Origin of the sequence: Pseudomonas sp. NPDC089408, from assembly GCF_044749445.1 — a bacterium.
Taxonomy (GTDB): Bacteria; Pseudomonadota; Gammaproteobacteria; order Pseudomonadales; family Pseudomonadaceae; genus Aquipseudomonas.
The window spans coordinates 76,684-98,121 of the sequence record NZ_JBIVHY010000010.1 but is presented as its reverse complement, the minus strand read 5'-3'; the positions used below and the strand labels follow the sequence as shown (position 1 = coordinate 98,121).

The following is a 21,438-nucleotide window of genomic DNA, read 5'->3' as shown; positions in this document are numbered from 1 at the left end:
TTACACCCGCTGGCTGATATCGCTGCCCAGGCGAGAGAGGGCAAGCTTGAGGGCGTCTGCCAGGTTGGCCTTGGTGGTCAGCGAGCCGAGGTCCAGCCCCAGGTGCACGATGGTCTGGGCGATTTGAGGGCGCACACCGCTGATGATGCAGTCAGCCCCCATCAGGCGGATGGCGGTGACGGTTTTCAGCAAGTGCTGGGCGACCAGTGTGTCGACGGTGGGCACGCCGGTAATGTCGATGATGGCAATTTCCGAGCCTGTGTCGACGATGCGTTGCAGCAGCGACTCCATCACGGTCTGGCTGCGTTGCGAGTCCAGCGTGCCGATTAGCGGTAACGCCAGCACACCTTCCCACAGTTTGACCACCGGGGTGGACAACTCCAGCAACTCCTCCTGCTGGCGCTTGATCACCTCCTCGCGGGACTTTTGGAAAGTGCGGATGGTGTGCATACCCATACCGTCGAGCAGTTCGGAAACGACCCACAACTGCTCGGCCAGGCGCGCCGGTTCATTATTGAAGTGCGACTGCAACAAGCCGAACAAAGGCCCCTTCAGCGCAAAGATGAAGTACACGGTCTGATGAGAGTCATGGCCCAGCTGAGCGCGCGACGACGAGAGTTTTTCCAGAAACCGGCGTACGCCTTCCCAGCCCGGAACGGCCAGATTGCTGCCGCTTTCGCTTTGCAAACCGCCAATCAGCAGCTGCAGGAACTCGCTTGTTTCCTGCACCAGTACCTGTTCCTTGATGTTGCGCGTGGCGCCATTGGCTTCCAGGCCAGAAAGCCACTCCCCCAGCAATTTCGCCTGGTTGCCCTTGATTGCTTCCAACGTGCTGCCGTGCAGTGTTGCCATTTGCCTTCGCTCCAGAGATGAAGGCCGGCGTCCCCATTAATGGCCGGCCTGCTGTGAGTGACACTTGCCGGATGAAATAGTTGTGCGCGAGAGAAAGATAATTGCAATGGGCCACCTCACGTTAGCTTATCCGGCCTCTCCTGGCGCGTACTCTGCGCCACGCAGCACCACCGGCGGGCGAGAAAGCAGGACGCCGACAAGCACGGCGAAGACCAGCGCAGCTACCCCGGCGCTGTACAACACCGCCTCGAATCCCCCGACAAATGCCTGCCGAGCCAATGGCGCAAGCCCATCGCGCAGGCTGGGATCGACCAGGGCCAATGCCGACGTTAAGTCTCCGGCGGCGACCCGAGTGGCCATCGCCGCGATCTGGCCCAGCTCCCCAAGCGCTGCTGCGGCCATGGCTTCGTAGAGCAATTGCTCAGTGCGGGTGGCCAGCACGCCCCCAAGCACACCAATGGCCAGTACGATCGCGCCGAACCGCGTGGTGGTACTCAGGCCCGAAGCCATGCCGGTGCGCTCACGCGGCACACAGGCCATGATGTTTTTCTGCGTGTCGCCATTGAGCAACCCCGCACCAGCGCCCAGCACCAGGCTGGCCAGCGCGAAGGCGCCATAGCCACCATGGCGCGTAGCCCAGGCACACAGCAGGTTGCCCGCGCCCACCAGCACCAGGCCAAACGCAAACACCTGCGCGGGGCTCAAGCGGGTGGCCAGGTGCATGCCCACCCGCGGTGTCAGCAGCATGGCCACGGCAAACGGCAGCATACCAGCCCCAGCGGCCAGGGCTGACAGTTGCAAGCCGTTCTGCAAGTACAGCGGCAACAACGTCATCATCACCTGGGCGCAGGCGGCATAGGCGAACATGCCCAGCAAGGCCCCCACGAAACGCCCGCTGCGCATCAGTTGCAGGTCGATCATGGGGCGCTCCTGGCTGCGCTCGACCATGACGAACAGGCCGAACAGGAAGGCGCTGATTACCAGCCGACCGAGGGTTTGCGCGCTGCCCCAGCCCACCTGGTTGGCGTCGATCATCGCCCAGATCAGGTAGCCCAGGCTGCCGGCGAACGTCAGGCTGCCCCAAGGGTCGAGCCGCGCCGCTGCACTGTCGCGTGACGCCTCGACACTGCGCATGACCATGATTGCCAGCAGCGCCACCAGCGGCAGATTGATGTAGAAAATCCAGCGCCAGCCCAAGGTGCTGGCTATCACCCCGCCGAGCAGCGGCGCGAAGGTGATGGTGGCACCCATGCAGGCGCCCCAGAAAGCCCAGGCATGCATGCGCTCCTGCGGCTGATGGAAACGGTTGCCGATCACGGCCAGGGCCGAGGTCAGCAGCAAGGCAGCGCCCACGCCCTTGGCTGCCCTGGCCAGGTCGAGGTACAGCAGGCTGGGGGCCGCACCGCAGGCCAGCGAGGCGAGGCCGAACAGCACCAGGCCAAGCAACAGCATGCGCCGCCGGCCGAAACGGTCGGCCAGGCTGCCGGCAGGTAGCAGGCAAGCGGCAAAGGCCAGCAGGTAGGCGCTGACCACCCATTCGATATCGGCGAACGAGCCGGACAGGTCACGGGCAATGCTGGGCAGGCTGACCGCGACAATGTTGGTGTCGAGGATGATCAGGGCGCAGACCAGCGAGGCGGTGAGCAGGGTGAAACGTGCAGAGGGCATGGTGGTGCTCCAGAAGCTCGGCTGGTTGGCTCGACGGGTACTTTTCTCCTGCAAGATCGCCGGGGCTGCCTTGCCGGCGATGGACCGCAAAGCGGTCCCCTGCAATTCCACAGGCAAACTTTGCCCCCAAGCCACCAGCCTTGTAGTGTTGGCTTCACCATAACCCCGCCAACTGCAAGCCTTGTTAGCCCTGGCGGCCTGCGTCATTACCCTGCAGGTAACACCCATGGAAATCCGCCATTTCCGCTACTTCCTCTGCGTCGCCCGCCACGGCCATTTCACCCGGGCTGCCGAGCAACTGGGCATCGCCCCGCCCACCCTCAGCCGGCAGATTCAGGACATGGAGCGCGAGCTGGGTGTGCGCCTGTTCGAACGCAACCAGCGCGAGGTCAACCTCACCGCCGCCGGCCAGGCGCTGCTGATCGAGGCAGAACAGGCCGTGCGCCAGTTCGACGCCGCGCAACTGGGCGCGCAACGCGCGTCCCGGGGTGAAAGCGGGCGAATCGAACTGGGCTACGTTGCCTCCGCCGCCTACTCGGGCATGCTCCAGCAGCAAGTCAGCCAGTACAGCGCAACCTGCCCCGGCGTGCGCCTGAACATCCGCGAACTGCCCATGGCCGAACTGCCCGGCATGGTTCGCGATGGCCTGCTCGACCTGGCCTACGTGCGCTCACCAATGGAGCTGCCTGACGAACTGGAAGCCATTGCACTGCACCAGGAAGGCTTCGTCCTCGCCCTGCCCGCCAGCTCGCGAATCAACGAAGTGCCGCAGATCCCGGCCTCGCGCCTGGCCAATCAAACCTTCATCCTGCCCGAGCAGATCTCCGGCACGCTGGAGGTGGCGGCGCAAGGCGGCTTCGTCCCGCGCCTGGGCCCGCAGCCCGGCAGCCTGGTGGCGGTGATTACCCTGGTATCACTCGGCCAGGGCATCGCCGTGGTGCCGGAATCGGTGGTGCAGCGCATCAACCTGCCGCAGGTGAACTACCGGCGAATCGTCGACTGCCAGGCCAGTTCGTGGCTTAGCCTGATCTACCGGCGCTTCGAGAAAGCGCCGGCGGTGGTGAGGTACATCGAGATGATCAAGTACTGAGCAGTCACATTTGTCTCACCGGTGGTGAGATTTTTCTCCATTGAACATTGTGCCAGCGGCGCTGACACTTTTTAGATAACGCTGATTATGGCTGCGATGTGCTTGTCGTGGGACAGGGTGAAGGCGACAAGGTGCCTGACCTAAGCTTTTAGCTGGTGCGCAAATCGAGCGCCGCCCGCGCGGCGCTTCGCGGCTAAAGCCGCTCCTACATTTGTTTCCGGCCAATTATTCCTGTGGGATTTGCGCGCGAACGCCTTGGCGCATGGCTAGATATCGCGTCGTACAAACAGGGCGGTCGCGCGCGCCTGGCACAGGATGGACTCGCCCGAAACAAACGTAGGAGCGGCTTTAGCCGCGAAGCGCCGCGCGGGCGGCGCTCGATCTCATAGACGATAAAAATCTTGCGGCTAGCACCTTTCAGCCCAGACGCATTTTCAAAGCAGAAAAACAAAGGGCACCCATCCAAAGGTGCCCTCTGCCCTACCGCCAGGTGACCTCGATCACCCCATCGTACGCGCCCCCACCGGTTGCGCATGGCCCCGCGAAGTCACGATGCCCAGGAAGGAAATTACAATCGCCAGGCCCAGTGTCGAACTCACTTCCGCCCGGTGCTCAGGCGTGTACATCATCACCGCCAACGCCCCGGCAATGAAGATGATCACCGCCCAGGTCAGGTACGGGAACAGCCACATGCGGAACTTCAGCTCGGTGTTCTCCCGCTCCAGGCGGCGGCGCATGCGCAGCTGTGAAATAGCGATGACCATGTACACCAGCAAGGCGATGGCGCCGGAGCTGGCCAGCAGGAACTCGAACACGCCCTTCGGCGCGAAGTAGTTGAGCACAGCAATGGCTGCGCCGATCAGGGTGCTGCCGAACACCGCCGCACGCGGCACGCCGACCTTGGAGGTCTTGTTGAGGAAGGCCGGGGCGTCACCGCGCTTGGCCAGCGAGTACATCATCCGCGAAGCGATATAGATCGACGAGTTCATGCAACTGGTCACCGCCACCAGCACCACCAGGTCGACCATGAACGCCGCATTGGGAATGTTCATGATTTCCAGCGCGCGCTGGTACGAGCCCACCACGGCAAGCTGTGGGTCATTCCACGGCACCACCGAGATGATCACGAAGATCGACAGGATGTAGAAGGTGCTGATGCGCCAGATCACCGAGCGGGTGGCTTTGGCAATGTTGCGCGACGGGTCGCTGGACTCGGACGCGGCGATGGTCACCGCCTCGGTACCGATGAAGCTGAACATGACGGTGATGAACGCGCCAACCACTGCCGACCAGCCCTTCGGTGCAAAGCCGCCGTATTCGGCGATCAGCCCGCTCAGGCCGCTGACCTCACGGTTGGGCAGCCAGCCCATCAGCGCGGCAAAGCCCAGGCCGATGAAACCGAGAATGGCGGTGACTTTGAGAATGGCGAACCAGAATTCGAACTCGCCGTACTTGGCCACGCTGAACAGGTTGGTGCAGGCCAGCAGTAGCACCGAGGCCAGGGCGAAGATCCAGCTGTCCACCTGTGGGAACCAGGCGTTCAGTACATGCCCGGCGGCCAATGCTTCGATAGGGATCACCAGCACCCAGAACCACCAGTACAACCAGCCGATGGTGTACCCGGCCCAGCGGCCGATGGCCTGGTCGGCGTAGGTGGAAAACGATCCGGTGTCAGGGTGCGCCACGGCCATTTCGCCGAGCATGCGCATGACCAGTACCACCAGGGTCCCGGCCACGAAATAGGAAATTATGGTTGCTGGCCCGGCCGCCGCGATGGCGTGACCCGAACCTACGAAAAGTCCGGCGCCGATGATGCCGGCGATGGACAGCATCGTTACATGACGTGGCTTGAAACCTTGTGCAAGGTTGCCATCAGATCCCACGGTGTTCATTGATGTTGTTCTCTTTTTGCTGACACAAGGATGGGGGCAGGCGTAGGCGAAAATATCTCCTTTGAAATCAATAAGTCGACAGGTTGCTGGTGCTCTGTTGTTGATCTTTGCTGCGCATCACAGAGCAACGTGCCGGTGCGGTTCGGGGTTCATTTAAGCCCCGCATGGCTGTGGGTAATTACACGAGAACGCCCCGGAACTGTTTGATCACGACAGGGCAATTCCATTCGCGGCAGATGTCGCGAATGGCATGTCCGATCACGCCATCGGGCCATCTGGCGCTTTTGTTTTTCATTTGGATGTGTTTCGCCTGTGCCGGCCTCTTCGCGGGTAAACCCGCTCCTACAAGGTTCGTAGGAGCGGGTTTACCCGCGAAGAGGCCAGCACTGGCAAAAACCATTTTCAGCCACCCACAAAAAAGCCCCGGTTTCCCGGGGCCTCTGTTGCCAAGGCGTCTGCCTACGCCTGCCCGGTACGCACGAAGCGTCGGGCCAGCAACAGGTAAGCGAGGATCCCCAGCACGCCATGGGCGGCCACGAACCAGAGTGCGTTGTGGAACGAGCCGGTGCTGGCCACCACATAACCAATCACCAGCGGAGTAACGATGCCGGCGATGTTGCCGATGCCGTTGAACACGCCACCGCACAGGCCAACCATGGTCTTCGGTGCCACATCCGACAACACCGCCCAGCCCACCGCCGCCAGGCCCTTGCCGAAGAAAGCCAGGGTCATCAGGGCGATCACCGCCGCGTTGCCGTCCACATAGTTGGCCAGCACCAGGCTGGTAGACAGCGCCATGCCGATGATGAACGGCGTCTTGCGCGCCCTGGACGGATGCACGCCACGGCGGATCAGCCAGTCGGACACGAAGCCGCCAAGGATGCCACCGGTGAAGCCACAAATTGCAGGCAACGCGGCCACCCAGCCAGCTTCCATGATGGTCATGCCACGGCCCTTGATCAGGTAGATCGGGAACCAGGTGATGAAGAAGTAGGTCAGCGCGGTAATGCAGTACTGGCCCAGGTACACAGCCCACAGGTTGCGGCTGGTGAACAGCTGCGCCAACTGCGCCCGGGTCAGTTTGCTTCTGGCGCTCTTGCGTTCCTTTTCCAGGTCAACCAGGGCGCCGCCTTCACGCATGTAGGCCAGCTCTTCGCGGCTCAGCCCCGGAGCACTGTGCGGCTCATGGTACAGGCGGAACCACACCACGCTCAGCAACAGCCCCAACCCCCCCCATCCAGACGAACACCTGCTCCCAGCTCAACGCATGGGTCATCCATGCCATCAGCGGGGCAAACACCACCACGGCCATATACTGCGCCGAGTTGAACAGTGCCGAGGCGGTACCGCGCTCGCGGGTGGGGAACCAGCAACTGACGATGCGCGAGTTGGCCGGGAAAGCCGGCGACTCCACCAGGCCGAGCATGAAGCGCATGGAAAACAGCGCCACCGCTGCCGACGCACCGGCCAGTCCCATCCAGCCCACGGTGCCTTGCAGCAGGGTGAACAGCGACCAGAGGATCAGGCTGATGCCGTAGACACGCCGGGCACCGAAGCGGTCGAGCAGCCAGCCACCGGGCACTTGGCCCAGGGCGTAGGCCCAGGCGAACGCGGAGAAGATCATGCCCAGCATGACCGGGTCCAGGCCAAGGTCCGCGAGCACCTCGGTGCCGGTGATCGACAAGGTGGCGCGGTCGGCATAGTTGATGACGGTAATGACGAAGATCAGCGCCAGGACCAGGAAGCGATGGCGACCGATCCCGGCCACAGCCTGCGGTGCGGCGACGGCGGATTTGCTGTTCATGTGGACCCTCTTGCTTCTCGGTGGAAGCGATTGTTCTTGTGCGGAGAAGGTGTAGCTCTTGGGGCTTGTGTTGCCTGTACCGGCCTCTTCGCGGCGGTTCGACGCCTCGATGAACCCGCTCCCACAGGGACACCACAGCCCTGAGGGTTGTGGAGATCCTGTGGGAGCGGGTTCACCCGCGAAGAGGCCCTAGAGATGAATCACCCGATTCGGCGGCACCTCGCCCCGAAAGCACGCCTGCAGGTTGAGCAAGACCATGCGCCCCATCTCCAGCCGGGTCTGCAGCGTGGCGCTGCCCCGGTGCGGTTGCAGGCTGACCTGGTTGAGGTCACGCAAGGCCGGCGGCACATGCGGCTCATCGACAAACACATCCAGCCCGGCCCCAGCGATACGCTGTTCGCGCAAGGCCTCGACCAGCGCGTCTTCATCCACCAACTTGCCGCGCGCAACGTTGACCAGGTAACCCTGCGGCCCCAGTGCCTCAAGCACCTCGGCCGTCACCAGCACCTGCCCGCCATCGGCGGCAGCGGCGACCACCAGCACATCCACGGAGCGCGCCAGCGCAACCAGGTCCGCTTCATAGCGGTACCCCGTTTCTGGCTGTTCATGCCGCCCGTGGTAGGCAATGCGCATGTCGAATGCCGCCGCACGCCGGGCAATCGCCTTACCCACCTGGCCAAGCCCGAGGATACCCAGCGCGATACCACTGACCCGGCGCGCCAGCGGCAAATCGACCTTGCCCCACAAACCGTCGCGCACCAGCCGCTCGCCCTCGCCCAGGCGGCGCAGGGTATTGATGATCAGGCCCATGGCCAGGTCGGCCACATCGGCGGTGAGCACGCCCGGCGTGGTGGTGACGTAAATACCGCGGCTGGCCGCATGGCGCAGGTCTACGGCATCAGTACCAATGCCGCTGATGGCGATGACCTCAAGGGCAGGCAACTGATCCATCAGTGCGTTGGACAGGCCCTTCGCGCCACCTGTGACAACGCCACGAATGCGCGGCCCGGCTTCGGTAAGCAGCTGCTGCGGGTTGGCATGCTGATACAGGCGGTGCACCTGATAGGCACTGACCAGTTGGGCATCGATAGCCTCAGGTACGGGCTGGGTCAACAACACTTCGATGGGGTGGTTGTTCATCGTGGGCATCCGGCAGTTCGAAGACATGACTTGATGCTAGGCTGCCGTTTGATACAGGTCTAATATAGATACTGGATCGAATAATTCAGGAATTGAATCATGGAGCTGCACCAGTTGCGCTGCTTCGTGGCCGTGGCCGAAGAGCTGCATTTCGGCCGCGCCGCTACCCGCCTGCACATGACCCAACCGCCCTTGAGCCGGCAGATCCAGCTGCTGGAACATGCCCTGGGGGTATTGCTGCTCGAGCGCAACAACCGCCAGGCGCGGCTGACCTTGGCGGGGCAGAGCTTTCTTGAAGACGCCCGGCGCATCCTGCAAATCGCCGAATCGGCCAGCCACTCGGCGCGGCGCATCGCCCACGGCGAAGCGGGCCGGCTGACCTTGGGGTTCACCGCAGTGGGCGCCTACAGCATGATCCCGCGCTTGCTGGTGCATGCCGGGCAGACACTGCCGGATATCGAATTGGTGCTTAGCGAGCGCGTCTCCAGCACACAGGTGCACGACCTGGAAGCGGGGCTGATCGATGTCGGCCTGGTGCGCCAGGTGCTGCCCAGCGCACGCGTGGAATATTTGCCGATCCACCGCGAACCCTTCGTCGCCGCCCTGCCCGCCAAGCATGCGTTGGCGGCGCGCGAACGGCTCAGGCCGAGCGACTTCGACGAGCAGCCGTTCGTGATGTACAGCGCCAACGAAGGGCGCTATTTCCATGACCGTATCGCCAACCTGTTTGCCCGGCACGAAGTGCAGCCGCAGTACTTGCATCAGTTGGGGCAGACGCATTCGATCCTGGGCCTGGTCAATGTGGGGCTGGGGTGTGCGGTGGTGCCGGCCTCGGCGCAGGCCCTGCGCCTGGAGCAAGTGGTGTTCAAGCCACTGGCGGGCATGGAGCAGCAGGCAGAGATATTCCTGGCGTTCTGCCGGGATAACCCCAACCCGGTGCTGGGGGCATTCGTCGAGATGGCGCGGGCGTTTTTCGAAGCAGGTTGATTTGTGTCTGCTTCTTCGCGGGCTTGCCCGCTCCCACAGGTTCGGTGCAGCACTTGAGGCGTGCGCTGCACCTGTAGGAGCGGGTTCACCCGCGAAGAGGCCAGCAGCCTTAACGCACCAGGCAAGGCCGCTTGTTATCGAAACTCCACCCCGGCATCAGGAACTGCATCGCCACGCTGTCATCGCGCGCCCCCAGCCCCATGTTGCGGTAGCACTCATGGGCCTTGGCCAGCTGGTCTTCATCCAGTTCCACACCCAACCCCGGCCGTGCCGGCACCCGCACATGGCCACCGACAATGCGCAGCGGCTCGCGGGTCAGGCGCTGGCCGTCCTGCCAGATCCAGTGGGTGTCGATCGCCGTGATCTCACCTGGCGCCGCAGCCGCCACCTGGGTGAACATCGCCAGCGAAATATCGAAGTGGTTGTTCGAGTGCGAACCCCAGGTCAACCCCCAGTCATTGCACATCTGCGCCACCCGCACCGAGCCCTGCAAGGTCCAGAAGTGCGGGTCGGCCAGCGGAATGTCCACCGACTGCAGCTGGATCGCATGGCCCATCTGCCGCCAGTCGGTGGCGATCATGTTGGTAGCCGTGGGCAAACCCGTAGCGCGACGGAACTCGGCCATCACCTCGCGGCCCGAGTAGCCGTTCTCGGCGCCGCACGGGTCTTCGGCATAGGCCAGCACATCGTGTTTGTCGCGGCACAAGGCGATGGCTTCCTTGAGTGACCAGGCGCCGTTGGGGTCCAGGGTGATGCGCGCTTCGGGGAAGCGTTCGGCCAGTGCCGTCACCGCTTCCATTTCTTCTTCACCTCGCAGCACGCCACCCTTGAGCTTGAAGTCGCTGAAGCCATAACGCTGCTTGGCCGCTTCGGCCAGGCGCACAACCGCCTCGGGGGTCAGAGCCTTTTCGTGGCGCACACGGAACCAGTCGTCATCGCTATCCGCTTCGCTGCGGTAGGCCAGGTCGGTCTGCTGGCGGTCGCCGATATAGAACAGGTAGCCCAGCATTTTCACTGCATCACGTTGCTGGCCTTCGCCCAGCAGTGCCGCCATCGGCACGTTCAGGTGCTGGCCGAGCAGGTCGAGCAGCGCCGACTCGATAGCGGTTACCGCATGCACGGTAATGCGCAGGTCGAAGGTCTGCAGGCCGCGGCCGGCAGAGTCGCGGTTGGCGAAAGTCTGGCGCATGGCATTGAGCACGCGCTGGTAATGACCGATCGGCTGGCCGACCACCAGGCTGCGGGCGTCTTCCAGCGTCTGGCGAATTTTCTCGCCGCCGGGCACCTCGCCCAGGCCGGTGTTGCCGGCACTGTCGCGCAGGACCACCACGTTGCGGGTGAAGTAGGGCCCATGGGCGCCACTGAGGTTGAGCAGCATGCTGTCGTGGCCGGCGACGGGGATCACGCGCAAGTCGGTAACCACCGGGGTGCTGGTATGAACGGCGGGGTTGGTCTGCATGTTCATGATTGTTTTCTCGCAGTCGTCAGTGGGTGTGGCCCAGGGCCGAAGGGGCCTTGAGGTCATCGGAAGAGGCGCCCTTGGGGCGTGTACGCACGAAGAAGATGGCAATTGCCGCCAACACCGAAGTCACCGCCAGGCCATACAACCCGCCCTGGATCGAGCCGGTCTGCTGCTCCAGCAGGCCGAACGTGGTAGGGGCGACGAAGCCGCCGAGGTTGCCGATCGAGTTGATCAGCGCAATCACCGCTGCGGCGATACGGGCGTCCAGGTAACCCTGAGGGATCGGCCAGAACAGTGCCGAGGCCGACTTGAAACCAATGGCCGCGAAGCACACGGCAACAAAGGCGAACACCGGCCCGCCGGTGGTGGACATGAACATGCCGATGGCAGCAATCACCAGGGCACCCGCCACCCAGGCCTGCTGAAACTTCCAGCGTGCAGATCCCGCAGCGAAGGCATACATGGCCAGAATCGAGATCAGCCACGGGATCGAGTTGAAGAAGCCCACCTGCACGTCGCTGAGGTCGCCCATGCGCTTGATGATGCTTGGCAGCCAGAAGGTGGCGGCATAGATGGTCAGTTGGATGCAGAAGTAGATCAGGCAGAACAGCACGATCTGGCGATCCTTGAGCAGGCTCCATGCCGACGGCTTGACCGCACCGAGCGCCTCGCGCGCTTGCTGCTCACGGTCGACGGTAGCGACCAGCGCGTCCTGCTCGGCCTGACTCAGCCACTTGGCGTCCTGTGGTTTGGAGTCCAGCCAGAAGAACACGAAGAAGCACAACGCCACCGAGGCCATGCCTTCGATGAACAACATCCACTGCCAACCGTGCAGGCCAAGGCCCTGGATCTGCATCAACGCCCCGGCCAGCGGGCCGGAGATCAGTGAAGCCAGGGCCGAGCCACTGAGGAAAATGGCAATCGCCTTGCCGCGTTCCGCCGCCGGCAGCCAGCGGGTGAAGTAGTAGATCACCCCGGGGAAGAAACCCGCTTCGGCCACCCCGAGCAGAAAGCGCAGCACGTAGAACTGGGTCTCGTTCTGCACGAAGGCCATGGCCGTGGCCACCAGCCCCCAGGTGAACATGATGCGGGTCAGCCACAGGCGGGCCCCCACCTTTTGCAGCAGCATGTTCGAAGGCACCTCGAACAGTGCGTAGCCGATGAAGAAAAGCCCGGCACCAAAGCCAAAGGCCGCAGCGCTGATGCCCAGGTCGCTTTCCAGGTGCGGCCGGACGAAGCCGATGTTGACGCGGTCGAGGTAGTTGACGATGAACATGATGACGAACAGCGGCAGGACGTGACGCTTGACCTTGGCCACGGCGCTGGCCAATGCGTCGCCATCATTCCGGGCAGGCGGAGCGAGGGTGTCGTTCACTTGCGGATCTCCCACTAATTGTTTTTGTGCGGGTCGGGGTTGTCTGACAGGGCAGTGGGGAAGAGCTTATGCGCAGGGAAGTTGTACGACAAGATCATTAATGTCGGCAAAACAGCAAAATACAAGCTGTCATAACACCAATATGCTACGAACATGCAAAAACCGAACAGCTACGTGTTGACTTGAACGCTCGAAAAATCGGCAAAAAATATTTTTATCGATTAACTTGTCGTACAAGCACAACAAGAACCGGATCACACCATGCAACCCGACCACGCCCGCAAACGCGGCCACAGCCGCGCCCATGACCTGGTTTCCAGCCTGACCCAGCAGATTCTGCTGGGCACCTTCAAGCCGGGCGACAAACTGCCCTCGGAGAACACCTTGGTGCGCGAGCACGGGGTCAGCCGCACGGTGGTTCGCGAAGCCTTGTCGAAGTTGCAGGCCTCGGGGCTGGTGGAGCCGCGCCACGGTATCGGTACATTCGTGATGGAGCGCCAGGCCCAGGCCGGGTTGCGTGTTGCGGCGGAAAGCGCGGCGAATGTGCGCGACCTGCTGGAGCTGCGAATCGGTCTGGAGGGCCAAGCCGCCGCGCTGGCGGCACTGCGCCGGGATGAGGGGCATTTGGCGCGCATGCGCCAGGCGCTGGATGACTACCAGGACCTGGCAGCGGCAGGTGACAGCTGCATCGAGGCCGACCGGCGTTTTCACCTGCTGATTGCCGAGGCTACCGGCAACCTGTATTTCACCGAGATGCTGCTGCAGCTGGGCAACGGCCTGATACCGCGCAACCGCATGGATGCGGCCGAACGCAGCGGGGCCAAGCTGGCGCGGCAGGCGTACCTGGCCAACCTGGAGCACGAGGCGATCCTAAATGCCATCCGCCGGCAAGACCCGGATGCGGCGCGCGCGGCGGTGTGCCTGCACCTGTCCAACAGCCGGGACCGGTTGTTGCCCTAGGGCCCATCGATTACCAAGTCAGGCAGATCTTGCCGAAATGCCGGTTGCTCTCCTGGTAACGGAACGCTTCGACGATCTGCTCCAGTTCGAAATGCTTGTCTACCACCGGCCGCAAAGCGTTGGCATCAATGGCCCGCACCATTGCCTGCTGCTGCGCGCGGCTGCCCACCAGCACCCCTTGCAGGCGAATCTGCCGTACCAGCGCCTGCACCAGCGGCAGTTGCCCGGCCACCCCGGTAAGAATGCCGATCAGCGACACATGCCCACCAATGCGCGCAGCAATCATCGATTGCTCCAGGGTCGCCGGGCCGCCCACTTCGATCACATGATCAACGCCACGGTTGCCGGTCAGCGCGCGCACTTTCTCGCCCCAGGCTGGGGTGCTTTTGTAGTTGATCAGGTGGTCGGCCCCCAGGGCCTTCAGGCGCTCCAGCTTGGCGTCGCTGGACGAGGTGGCGATCACCGTGGCACCGGCCAGCTTGGCGAACTGCAGGGCGAAGATCGACACACCACCGGTGCCCTGCACCAGCACCGTGTCGCCGGGCTTGAGTTGATCATCGCTCATCAGCGCACGCCACGCAGTCAGGCCGGCGGTGGTCAGGGTAGCCGCCTCGGCGTGGCTGAAGCCCTTGGGCGCCAGCGTGAACGCCGTAGCGCGGGCGGTCACCTGCTCGCGGGCGTAGCCATCGATGCCGTCACCCGGTACCCGGGCAAAGCCCTCGACATTGGCCTGGCCATCGAGCCAGTCGGGGAAGAAGGTACTGACCACGCTGTCGCCGACCTGAAACTCTGAAACGCCAGCCCCCACTGCGACCACTTCGCCAGCGCCATCGGCCATGGGAATGCGCCGCTCGCTCGGGCCCCACATGCCGCTGACCACGGCGAAATCGTGATAATTGAGGGAGCTGGCGTGCAGGCGCACGGTGATCTCACCGGCCCGGGGTGCAGCCGCCTCGCAGGTGCCGACTTCGACCTTGTCGTAGCCGCCGCCGGGTTGAACGTAGATGGCCTTGCTGGTCATGGGTGGGTCTCCGTATCAGCGTGAAGAATGGGGTTCAGCATAGACAGGTCTGGCCTCTTCGCGGGTGAACCCGCTCCTACAAGGGTCGCGCAATAATGTAAGAGCGGGTTCACCCGCGAAGAGGCCAGACCAGGCAATACAATGATCAGCCCAGCATCACCTTCAATGCCCGGCAATCCGCCGCATGCCAATCCACCAGCTCCGGCCAGGGATTGTCCGGCAAATTCACCAACACTGTCCGCGCCCCCGCCGCTCGACCACAGTCCAAGTCAAAGCGGTAGTCCCCCACCATCACCAGCTCGCTCGGCGCCACGCCCCAGGCACTGGCAATCTTCAGCAACCCATCCGGGCTCGGCTTCGGCGCCGCCTCGTCACGCCCAAGAATGTGCTCCACCGCAAAGCAGTCCGCCAGGCCGATGGCCTTCAGCGCCACATGCGCCAACTCACGCGCATTGCGGGTCAGGATGCCCAGCCGGCAACCGCGTTCGGCCAGTTCGCGTACCAGCTCCACGGCCCCGGCGGCCGCGGTGGAGGCAATCGCCAGGTCACGCTCGTGCTCCAGCAACCAGGCATGCTTGGCCGCCGCTTCGTTCGCCGGCAAGGCGGCCAGGTGAGTCAGGATGTCATCTTCGGGCGGGATATCCAGCGCCACGCGAATGGCGGCAAAGTCGTGCACCGCCACGGTCAGGGTGCCGTCCATGTCGAACACCCAATTGCGAACCTCGCCCAGGCTCATGCCCAGTCCTTGCGATGGCGAATCAGGCCTTCCTGGCTCGACGATGCCACCAGTTGCCCGGCCTGGTTGAAGATGCTGCCACGGCAGAAGCCACGGGAATTACCGGCCCAAGGGCTGTCGGTGGCGTACAGCAGCCACTCGTCGGCACGCAGGTTGCCGTGGAACCACAGCGAGTGGTCGAGGCTGGCGATCTGCATGTCGCGTTGCCACACCGACTTGCCGTGCGGCAGCAACGCGGTGGTCAGCAGGCCGAAGTCCGAGGCGTAGGCCAGCAGGTACTTGTGCAGGGCTGGTACATCGGGCAGGTTGCCGTCGGCGCGGAACCAGGCGTATTTGACCGGGTCGCCGGGTTTGGGGTTGAACGGGTCACGCTCGGTAACCGGGCGGATCTCGATCGGCTTGGCGCACAGCACTTTGTCGCGAATGCGCTCCGGCAGCTGGTCGGCCATGGCCCGCGCCAGTTCCACTTCGGTAGGCAGGTTTTCCGGGCCGACCACGTCAGGCATCTGCGCCTGGTGCTCGAAACCTTCCTCGTCGTACTGGAACGAGGCGCTGCAGGTAAAGATGGTCTGGCCTTTCTGGATCGCCGTCACCCGCCGGGTGCTGAAACTGCCGCCATCACGCACGCGGTCTACCGAGTACACCACCGGCAGGCTGGCATCGCCCGGGCGCAGGAAGTAACCATGCAGCGAGTGCACATGGCGCGCGTCCTCGACCGTCTGGCTGGCGGCCGACAACGACTGCCCCAGCACTTGCCCGCCGTACAGCTGGCGAAAGCCCAGGTCCTGGCTGCGCCCACGGAACAGGTTCTCCTCGATGGACTCGAGGCTCAACAGATCGACCAGGTCGTCCAACACATGACTCATCGGGGGTTCTCCGTAGGAGCGAGCTTGCTCGCGATGCGCCGCCATGGCGGCGCTCGATCTCACAGGTGCCGGGCATGTTGCAGCCCGCACCTTCTAATGGGCAAATAATACAGGGTTTGTCATTCGCGCCGGGCATGGCCGTGCATTCAGGCGCGCAGGGTGCGTTCCCAGTGTGCGCGGTCGATGCGGTACAGCACATGCGGGCGCAGCGGGTGGCCCTCGGGCAAGCGGGGGTGCTCGAAGCTGCCGGCCAGGTCCTGCTGCATGCCGATGGCTTGCATGACCTTCTGCGAGGGCAGGTTGCTCTCACTAGTGAACGACACCACCTCCTCCAGGCGCAATTGGGCGAAAGCACAACGCAGGCAGGTCCACGCCGCCTCACTGGCAAAACCCAGGCCCCAGTGGCGGCGGGCCAGGCGCCAGCCAATTTCCACGGCTGGGGCGAAATCGGCGTCAAAGCCTACGTGCAGCAAGCCGGTCATGCCAATGAACGCACCACTGTCCTTGCGCTCCAGCGCCCACAAGCCAAAACCGTATTCGTTGAAGTGCCCGCGCACCCGGCCAATCAGCGCAGCGGCCTCCAGGCGCGTCAGCGGGGCGGGAAAGTAACGCATCACCTGTGGGTCGGCGCACATCTCAGCGAACCCATGCAGGTCGTCGTCGTGCCATTGGCGCAGCACCAGCCGTGCGCTTTCCAGTTCAAGGATGGGGGTCATCAGGCCTGCTCCGGTTTTGCCGTATTGCAGTTTACAGCGTAGGCGCGGGCACGGGTTTCACCCAGGCGGCACAGCGAATGCAATTTTCACACGCCCTTCACCGGCCCCCGACAGGTCGCTTTGCACAATGCCGCCATCTCTGCCGTGCCAGCCACGGCCATGCCATTGGAGCAACGCATGCAATCGAGCAATACCCTGGGGCACGCGGCCATTCACGCACGGCGCAAGCGGCGCCTATCACGCAAAGCCCTGGGTGCCGCCCTTGGCCTGTGCATGGTCGTGGCGGCGTTGACCACTTGGCTGGCGACGAGGACGCACATCGTGGACCTTGGCAACGAGCAACAATTGAGTGACAGCGGCCTGCTGCAGGACTGGGCCGACGGTGCAGTGATCGTGATGATCCGCCACGCCGAACGCTGCGACAGCGCCCCCGGCCCCTGCCTAAACGACCCGACCGGCATCACCGTAGCCGGCAGCGAGGCTGCCAGCCGCGTCGGCCAAGGGCTGCACCAGTTGGGCCTGGACAACGCCGACCTGCTCAGCAGCCCGAAACTGCGCACCCGCCAGACTGCGCATTTCATTCTTGGTCAGGTGGCGACCAGCGAAGACTGGCTGGAGAGCTGCGACAGCCAGTTCGCCAGCGAAGCACTGGCGCACAAACGCGACGGGCATAACCTGGTGCTGGTGACCCATAACGGCTGCATCGATCATTTCGCCCGCCAACAGAACGTCGTGGGGGGCGAGCGTGCAAGCGGCTACGCCAGCGCGCTGTTCGTCTCGGTGGATGGCAATGGCAAGACGCGCATCCTCGGCCGCCTGAACGAGCCCGACTGGCAGCGGGTGCTGGCCAGCGCTGCACTGTAGGAGCGGCCTTGTGTCGCGATGGGCCGCAACGCGGCCCTGGCAATTTCTGCTGTGGCGCCAAAGCCCGGGGGCCGCTTTGCGGCCCATCGCGACACAAGGCCGCTCCTACAGGGATCGCATTCGCCATGGCATCTGCAACCCTGGAACTGGCAAGATCAGCACTGGCCCTGACTGCGACCCCCACCCATGCCGTTGCCGCTGATCTACCACGAAGACTACAGCCCGGAGTTCCCCGCCGAACACCGCTTCCCGATGGACAAGTTCCGCCTGCTGCACGACCACCTGATCGACAGCGGCCTGACCACCGACCAGGCCCTGCTGCGCCCGGAAATCTGCCCCAATGACATCCTCGCCCTGGCCCACGACCGCGGCTATATCGAGCGCTACATGAACGGCGCGCTGTCACGCGAGGACCAGCGCCGCCTAGGCCTGCCCTGGAGCGAGGCCCTGGCCCGGCGCACCGTGCGCGCAGTCGGTGGCTCGCTGCTGACCGCCGAACTGGCGCTGCAGCACGGCATTGCCTGCCACTTGGCCGGTGGCACCCACCACGCCCATTACGACCACCCCGCCGGCTTCTGTATCTTTAACGACCTGGCCGTGATCAGCCACTACCTGCTGGAGGCCGGCCGGGTACATCGGGTGCTGATCTTCGACTGTGACGTGCACCAGGGCGACGGCACCGCACGCATCCTTCACGACACCCCAGAGGCAATCACCGTTTCACTGCACTGCGAGCAGAACTTCCCGGCGCGCAAGGCCCACAGTGATTGGGACATCCCCCTGCCCCGGGGTATGGGCGACCACGCCTACCTGAAGGTGGTGGATGACACCCTCAACTACCTGCTACCGCTGTATCAGCCCGACCTGGTGCTGTATGACGCCGGTGTCGATGTGCACAAGGATGACGCCCTGGGCTACCTGCAATTGAGCGACGCCGGCGTGGCCGCCCGTGACGAGGCCGTGCTGCGTCACTGCCTGGGCCGCGATATCCCGGTGATGGGCGTGATCGGCGGCGGCTACAGCAAGGACCGCGTAGCCTTGGCCAAACGCCACGGCATCCTTCACCACTGCGCGGCACGTGTCATGGGTTGTTCACAATGACTGTGGAACCGCTTGTGGATAACCTGCGGGAAAGACGCTGTAGCCCTCGGCCGACAAGGCCTGCGGAGAGCTGATCAAATTTTGACCAGTGCTTCCATAGGCAGCGCTGCGCTAGAATGCGCATCTTTTCCACAGCCCGCTGCCGACCATGTCCGATCTGAACCCTACCGCCCCTCCCCTCGCCGTCGTCATCGGTGGCGGGCCCGCCGGCCTGATGGCCGCCGAAGCCCTGGCCCAGGCGGGCCTGGCGGTGGAGGTGTTCGATGCCATGCCATCGGTAGGGCGCAAGTTCCTGCTGGCAGGTGTCGGCGGCATGAACATCACCCATTCCGAGCCCTACCCGGCGTTCACCGCCCGCTATGCCGAGCGCCAGAACGAAATCGACGCCCTGCTGCGCGACTTCGATGCCGAAGCCTTGCGACAATGGATTCACGGGTTGGGTATCGAAACCTTCGTCGGCACCTCGGGCCGGGTGTTCCCCACCGACATGAAAGCCGCGCCGCTGCTGCGGGCCTGGCTCAAGCGCCTGCGTGACAGTGGCGTAGTTATCCACACCCGTCATCGCTGGTTGGGCTGGACCGCCGATGGCGCCTTGCGGATCGCTTATCCACAGGGCGAACGCGCCGTTAACGCAGCCGTAGTGGTGCTGGCACTGGGTGGCGGCAGCTGGGCGCGCTTGGGCTCCGACGGCAGCTGGCAAGCGTTGCTGGCCGAGCGGGCTGTGGATATCTCACCGCTGCAGCCAAGCAACTGTGGTTTCGAAGTGGCGGGCTGGAGCGCGCTGCTCAAGGACAAATTCGCCGGTGCACCGCTGAAAAACATCGCCCTCGGCGTGCCCGGCAGCGCGCCGCGCAAGGGCGAGTTCATCCTCACAGCGCAAGGTGTGGAGGGCAGCCTGGTGTATGCCTGGTCGGCGCCCGTGCGCGAAGCCATCAACCGCGAAGGCCGTGGTGTGCTGTTGCTCGACCTGCTGCCGGACAAGCCTGTGGACAAGATTGCCCAGGCCCTGGCCAAGCCGCGTGGTTCGCGCTCCATGGCCAAGCACCTGCACAGCCAGTTGGGCATTGATGGGGTGAAGGCCGCGCTGCTACGCGAACTCACCGATCAGGCGACCTTTGCCGACCCTGATGCGTTGGCGCGGGCGATCAAGGCGCTGCCCATCACACTGGTGCGTGCACGGCCGCTGGATGAGGCGATCAGCAGTGCGGGTGGGGTGCGCTTCGAAGGGCTGGATGCGGGGTTGATGGTCAAGGGCATGCCGGGGGTGTTCTGCGCCGGCGAGATGCTGGACTGGGAGGCGCCGACCGGGGGGTATCTGCTGACGGCTTGCTTTGCCAGCGGCCTGCGCGCCGGGCGGGCGGCGGCGGATTGGGTTTTGCGGGTTTCCTGACAGATGGCCGGGGCTGCTTTGCAGCCCATCGCGACACAAGGCCGCTCCTACAGGTACAGCGCAAGCCCTAGGCATTGTGCAATCCCTGTAGGAGCGGCCTTGTGTCGCGATGGGCCGCAAAGCGGCCCCAAAAATCTCAAGGCTTACGCTTGCGCGGCCCACCATTGAAACTCGGCACCTTGCGCACCGCTTTCACTGCCGGCTCGGCATTGCCTGCCTCAGTGCTGTCCATCCAGCGCCCCAAGCCACGCTTGGCGCTGTTCTCTTTCGGCTTCTTGGGTTTCTTCGGCTTCTTGACCACCTGGCCACTGGCATCGGTCATCGGCACCCGATGGTCAGGGATGAAGTCGGGCTCTTCATGGCGCGGCAAGGTCTGCCGGGTCAGCACTTCAATCGCCGACAGCAACTGCACTTCATCCGCACACACCAACGAAATCGCCTCGCCCTTGTTACCCGCCCGTCCGGTACGACCGATGCGGTGCACGTAATCCTCGGCAACGATTGGCAGGTCGAGGTTGACCACCAATGGCAGGTCATCGATGTCCAGGCCACGGGCCGCTACATCGGTAGCTACCAGCACCTGGATCTCACGGGCCTTGAAGCTGTCCAGCGCGCGCTGACGGGTGGCCTGCGGGCGGTCACCGTGGATGCCGTCGGCATTCACGCCTTCGGCCAGCAAACGCTCTACCAGCTGGTCGACACCATTACGGGTCTTGGCGAACACCAGCACCTGCTTCCAGCGCTGCTTGCGCATCAGGTGGCAGAACAGGTCTTCCTTGCGTTTTTTATCCACAGGCACCAGCCACTGCTTGACGCTGCTGGCCGTGGCGTTGCGCGGGCTGACTTCGATGCTCAGCGGGTCATTCAGTGCCAACCCCGCTAACAGGCGGATCTGCTCGGAGAAGGTGGCGGAAAACAGCAGCGTCTGGCGCTTGCGTGGCAGCGCGGCGTACACCGACTGCAGCTCTTCGGCAAAGCCGAGGTCGAGCATGCGGTCGGCTTCGTCCAGCACCAAGGTCTGCACCTGGTTGAACTTCACCGCGTTCTGCCGGAACAGGTCGAGCAGGCGGCCAGGGGTGGCCACCAGCAGGTCGACGCCACGGCGCAGGCGCATCATCTGCGGGTTGATGCTGACCCCGCCGTACACCGCATAGGTGCTCAGCGGCAGGTTCTCGGCGTACTCGCGCACGTTGTTGTGCACCTGCTCGGCCAGCTCACGGGTAGGCACCAGCACCAGCGCACGGATCGAGTTGCTGGCCACCTTCTCGCCTTCCAGCGCCAGGCGCTGCAGCACGGGCAGGGCGAAGCCTGCGGTCTTGCCAGTGCCGGTCTGGGCAGCGGCCATCAGGTCGCGGCCGGCCAGCACGGCGGGGATGGCCTTGGCCTGCACCGGGGTCGGGGTGGTGTAGTCCAGCTGCTGCAGGGTGCGCAGCAGCGGTTCGATCAGGCCGAGTTTGGCGAAATTCATGGCAATACCGTCAGGGGGTTCAGCGAAGCCGGCAAGTTTACCGCAT

19 protein-coding genes are annotated in these 21,438 nt (G+C 63.9%); 6 read left to right on the top strand and 13 right to left on the bottom strand.

What is annotated here, in order from left to right; translation table 11 throughout:
• Both ACIP02_RS17425 and ACIP02_RS17420 read right to left on the bottom strand, forming a co-directional pair.
• Positions 1-852, bottom strand: coding sequence for an STAS domain-containing protein (locus ACIP02_RS17425; protein WP_400618359.1), 852 nt, complete (start codon positions 850-852; stop codon positions 1-3).
• 126 nt (positions 853-978) lie between these two features.
• A complete protein-coding gene (locus ACIP02_RS17420) occupies positions 979-2,520 on the bottom strand; it encodes an MFS transporter (protein ID WP_400618356.1) in 1,542 nt (513 codons plus the stop codon).
• A 226-nt stretch (positions 2,521-2,746) separates the two neighbouring features.
• Here ACIP02_RS17420 and ACIP02_RS17415 point away from each other — a divergent pair, with 226 nt between their 5' ends.
• Positions 2,747-3,610 (top strand): LysR family transcriptional regulator, encoded by an 864-nt coding sequence (locus ACIP02_RS17415; RefSeq protein WP_400618353.1) that lies wholly within the window; start codon positions 2,747-2,749, stop codon positions 3,608-3,610.
• Positions 3,611-4,110: 500 nt separating this feature from the next.
• Here ACIP02_RS17415 and ACIP02_RS17410 read toward each other — a convergent pair whose 3' ends face one another.
• The 4 genes from ACIP02_RS17410 to ACIP02_RS17395 form a co-directional block, all read right to left on the bottom strand.
• Positions 4,111-5,502: an amino acid permease gene (locus ACIP02_RS17410; protein WP_400618350.1), complete on the bottom strand. Its 1,392-nt coding sequence runs from the start codon at positions 5,500-5,502 to the stop codon at positions 4,111-4,113.
• A 459-nt stretch (positions 5,503-5,961) separates the two neighbouring features.
• A complete protein-coding gene (locus ACIP02_RS17405) occupies positions 5,962-6,729 on the bottom strand; it encodes an MFS transporter (protein ID WP_400618347.1) in 768 nt (255 codons plus the stop codon).
• Entirely contained in the window at positions 6,686-7,306 is a 621-nt protein-coding gene (locus ACIP02_RS17400) for an MFS transporter (protein WP_400618344.1), read from the bottom strand. The genes ACIP02_RS17405 and ACIP02_RS17400 overlap by 44 nt, the downstream gene beginning before the upstream one ends.
• Before the next feature lie 189 nt (positions 7,307-7,495).
• Complete coding sequence (locus tag ACIP02_RS17395) at positions 7,496-8,446, bottom strand: 2-hydroxyacid dehydrogenase (protein ID WP_400618342.1); 951 nt, start codon at positions 8,444-8,446, stop codon at positions 7,496-7,498.
• Between the two features lie 99 nt (positions 8,447-8,545).
• On the opposite strand from ACIP02_RS17395, the gene ACIP02_RS17390 reads away from it, so the two are divergent.
• Entirely contained in the window at positions 8,546-9,433 is an 888-nt protein-coding gene (locus tag ACIP02_RS17390) for a LysR substrate-binding domain-containing protein (protein ID WP_400618340.1), read from the top strand.
• A 109-nt stretch (positions 9,434-9,542) separates the two neighbouring features.
• Here the strand turns inward: ACIP02_RS17390 and gudD are convergent, their stop codons facing one another.
• Both gudD and ACIP02_RS17380 read right to left on the bottom strand, forming a co-directional pair.
• Positions 9,543-10,898: a glucarate dehydratase gene (gene gudD / locus ACIP02_RS17385; RefSeq protein WP_400618337.1), complete on the bottom strand. Its 1,356-nt coding sequence runs from the start codon at positions 10,896-10,898 to the stop codon at positions 9,543-9,545.
• Between the two features lie 19 nt (positions 10,899-10,917).
• Positions 10,918-12,270 (bottom strand): MFS transporter, encoded by a 1,353-nt coding sequence (locus tag ACIP02_RS17380; protein WP_400618334.1) that lies wholly within the window; start codon positions 12,268-12,270, stop codon positions 10,918-10,920.
• Between the two features lie 261 nt (positions 12,271-12,531).
• Here ACIP02_RS17380 and ACIP02_RS17375 point away from each other — a divergent pair, with 261 nt between their 5' ends.
• Complete coding sequence (locus ACIP02_RS17375) at positions 12,532-13,230, top strand: FadR/GntR family transcriptional regulator (protein WP_400618331.1); 699 nt, start codon at positions 12,532-12,534, stop codon at positions 13,228-13,230.
• A 10-nt stretch (positions 13,231-13,240) separates the two neighbouring features.
• Here ACIP02_RS17375 and ACIP02_RS17370 read toward each other — a convergent pair whose 3' ends face one another.
• The 4 genes from ACIP02_RS17370 to ACIP02_RS17355 form a co-directional block, all read right to left on the bottom strand.
• The gene (locus ACIP02_RS17370) at positions 13,241-14,251 is read right to left on the bottom strand and encodes an NAD(P)-dependent alcohol dehydrogenase (RefSeq protein ID WP_400618328.1); all 1,011 of its coding nucleotides are present in this window, start codon (positions 14,249-14,251) and stop codon (positions 13,241-13,243) included.
• Between the two features lie 145 nt (positions 14,252-14,396).
• Complete coding sequence (locus ACIP02_RS17365; RefSeq protein ID WP_400618325.1) at positions 14,397-14,987, bottom strand: HAD family hydrolase; 591 nt, start codon at positions 14,985-14,987, stop codon at positions 14,397-14,399.
• Positions 14,984-15,853 carry an acyl-CoA thioesterase II gene (tesB, locus tag ACIP02_RS17360; protein WP_028614112.1) on the bottom strand — a complete coding sequence of 290 codons (870 nt, stop codon included), beginning with the start codon at positions 15,851-15,853 and terminating at the stop codon, positions 14,984-14,986. Before tesB ends, ACIP02_RS17365 begins: the two co-directional genes overlap by 4 nt.
• A 146-nt stretch (positions 15,854-15,999) precedes the next feature.
• Positions 16,000-16,569 carry a GNAT family N-acetyltransferase gene (locus ACIP02_RS17355; protein ID WP_400618321.1) on the bottom strand — a complete coding sequence of 190 codons (570 nt, stop codon included), beginning with the start codon at positions 16,567-16,569 and terminating at the stop codon, positions 16,000-16,002.
• Positions 16,570-16,746: 177 nt separating this feature from the next.
• Between ACIP02_RS17355 and ACIP02_RS17350 the strand changes: the two genes are divergently transcribed.
• The 3 genes from ACIP02_RS17350 to ACIP02_RS17340 all read left to right on the top strand — a co-directional run bounded on the left by ACIP02_RS17350 (position 16,747) and on the right by ACIP02_RS17340 (position 19,924).
• Entirely contained in the window at positions 16,747-17,433 is a 687-nt protein-coding gene (locus ACIP02_RS17350) for a histidine phosphatase family protein (protein WP_400618318.1), read from the top strand.
• 186 nt (positions 17,434-17,619) lie between these two features.
• Positions 17,620-18,534: a histone deacetylase gene (locus tag ACIP02_RS17345; protein WP_400618316.1), complete on the top strand. Its 915-nt coding sequence runs from the start codon at positions 17,620-17,622 to the stop codon at positions 18,532-18,534.
• Positions 18,535-18,682: 148 nt separating this feature from the next.
• Positions 18,683-19,924, top strand: coding sequence for a TIGR03862 family flavoprotein (locus ACIP02_RS17340; RefSeq protein WP_400618313.1), 1,242 nt, complete (start codon positions 18,683-18,685; stop codon positions 19,922-19,924).
• Positions 19,925-20,060: 136 nt separating this feature from the next.
• Here ACIP02_RS17340 and ACIP02_RS17335 read toward each other — a convergent pair whose 3' ends face one another.
• A complete protein-coding gene (locus tag ACIP02_RS17335; protein WP_201203647.1) occupies positions 20,061-21,392 on the bottom strand; it encodes a DEAD/DEAH box helicase in 1,332 nt (443 codons plus the stop codon).
• Between the last annotated feature and the right edge of the window lie 46 nt (positions 21,393-21,438).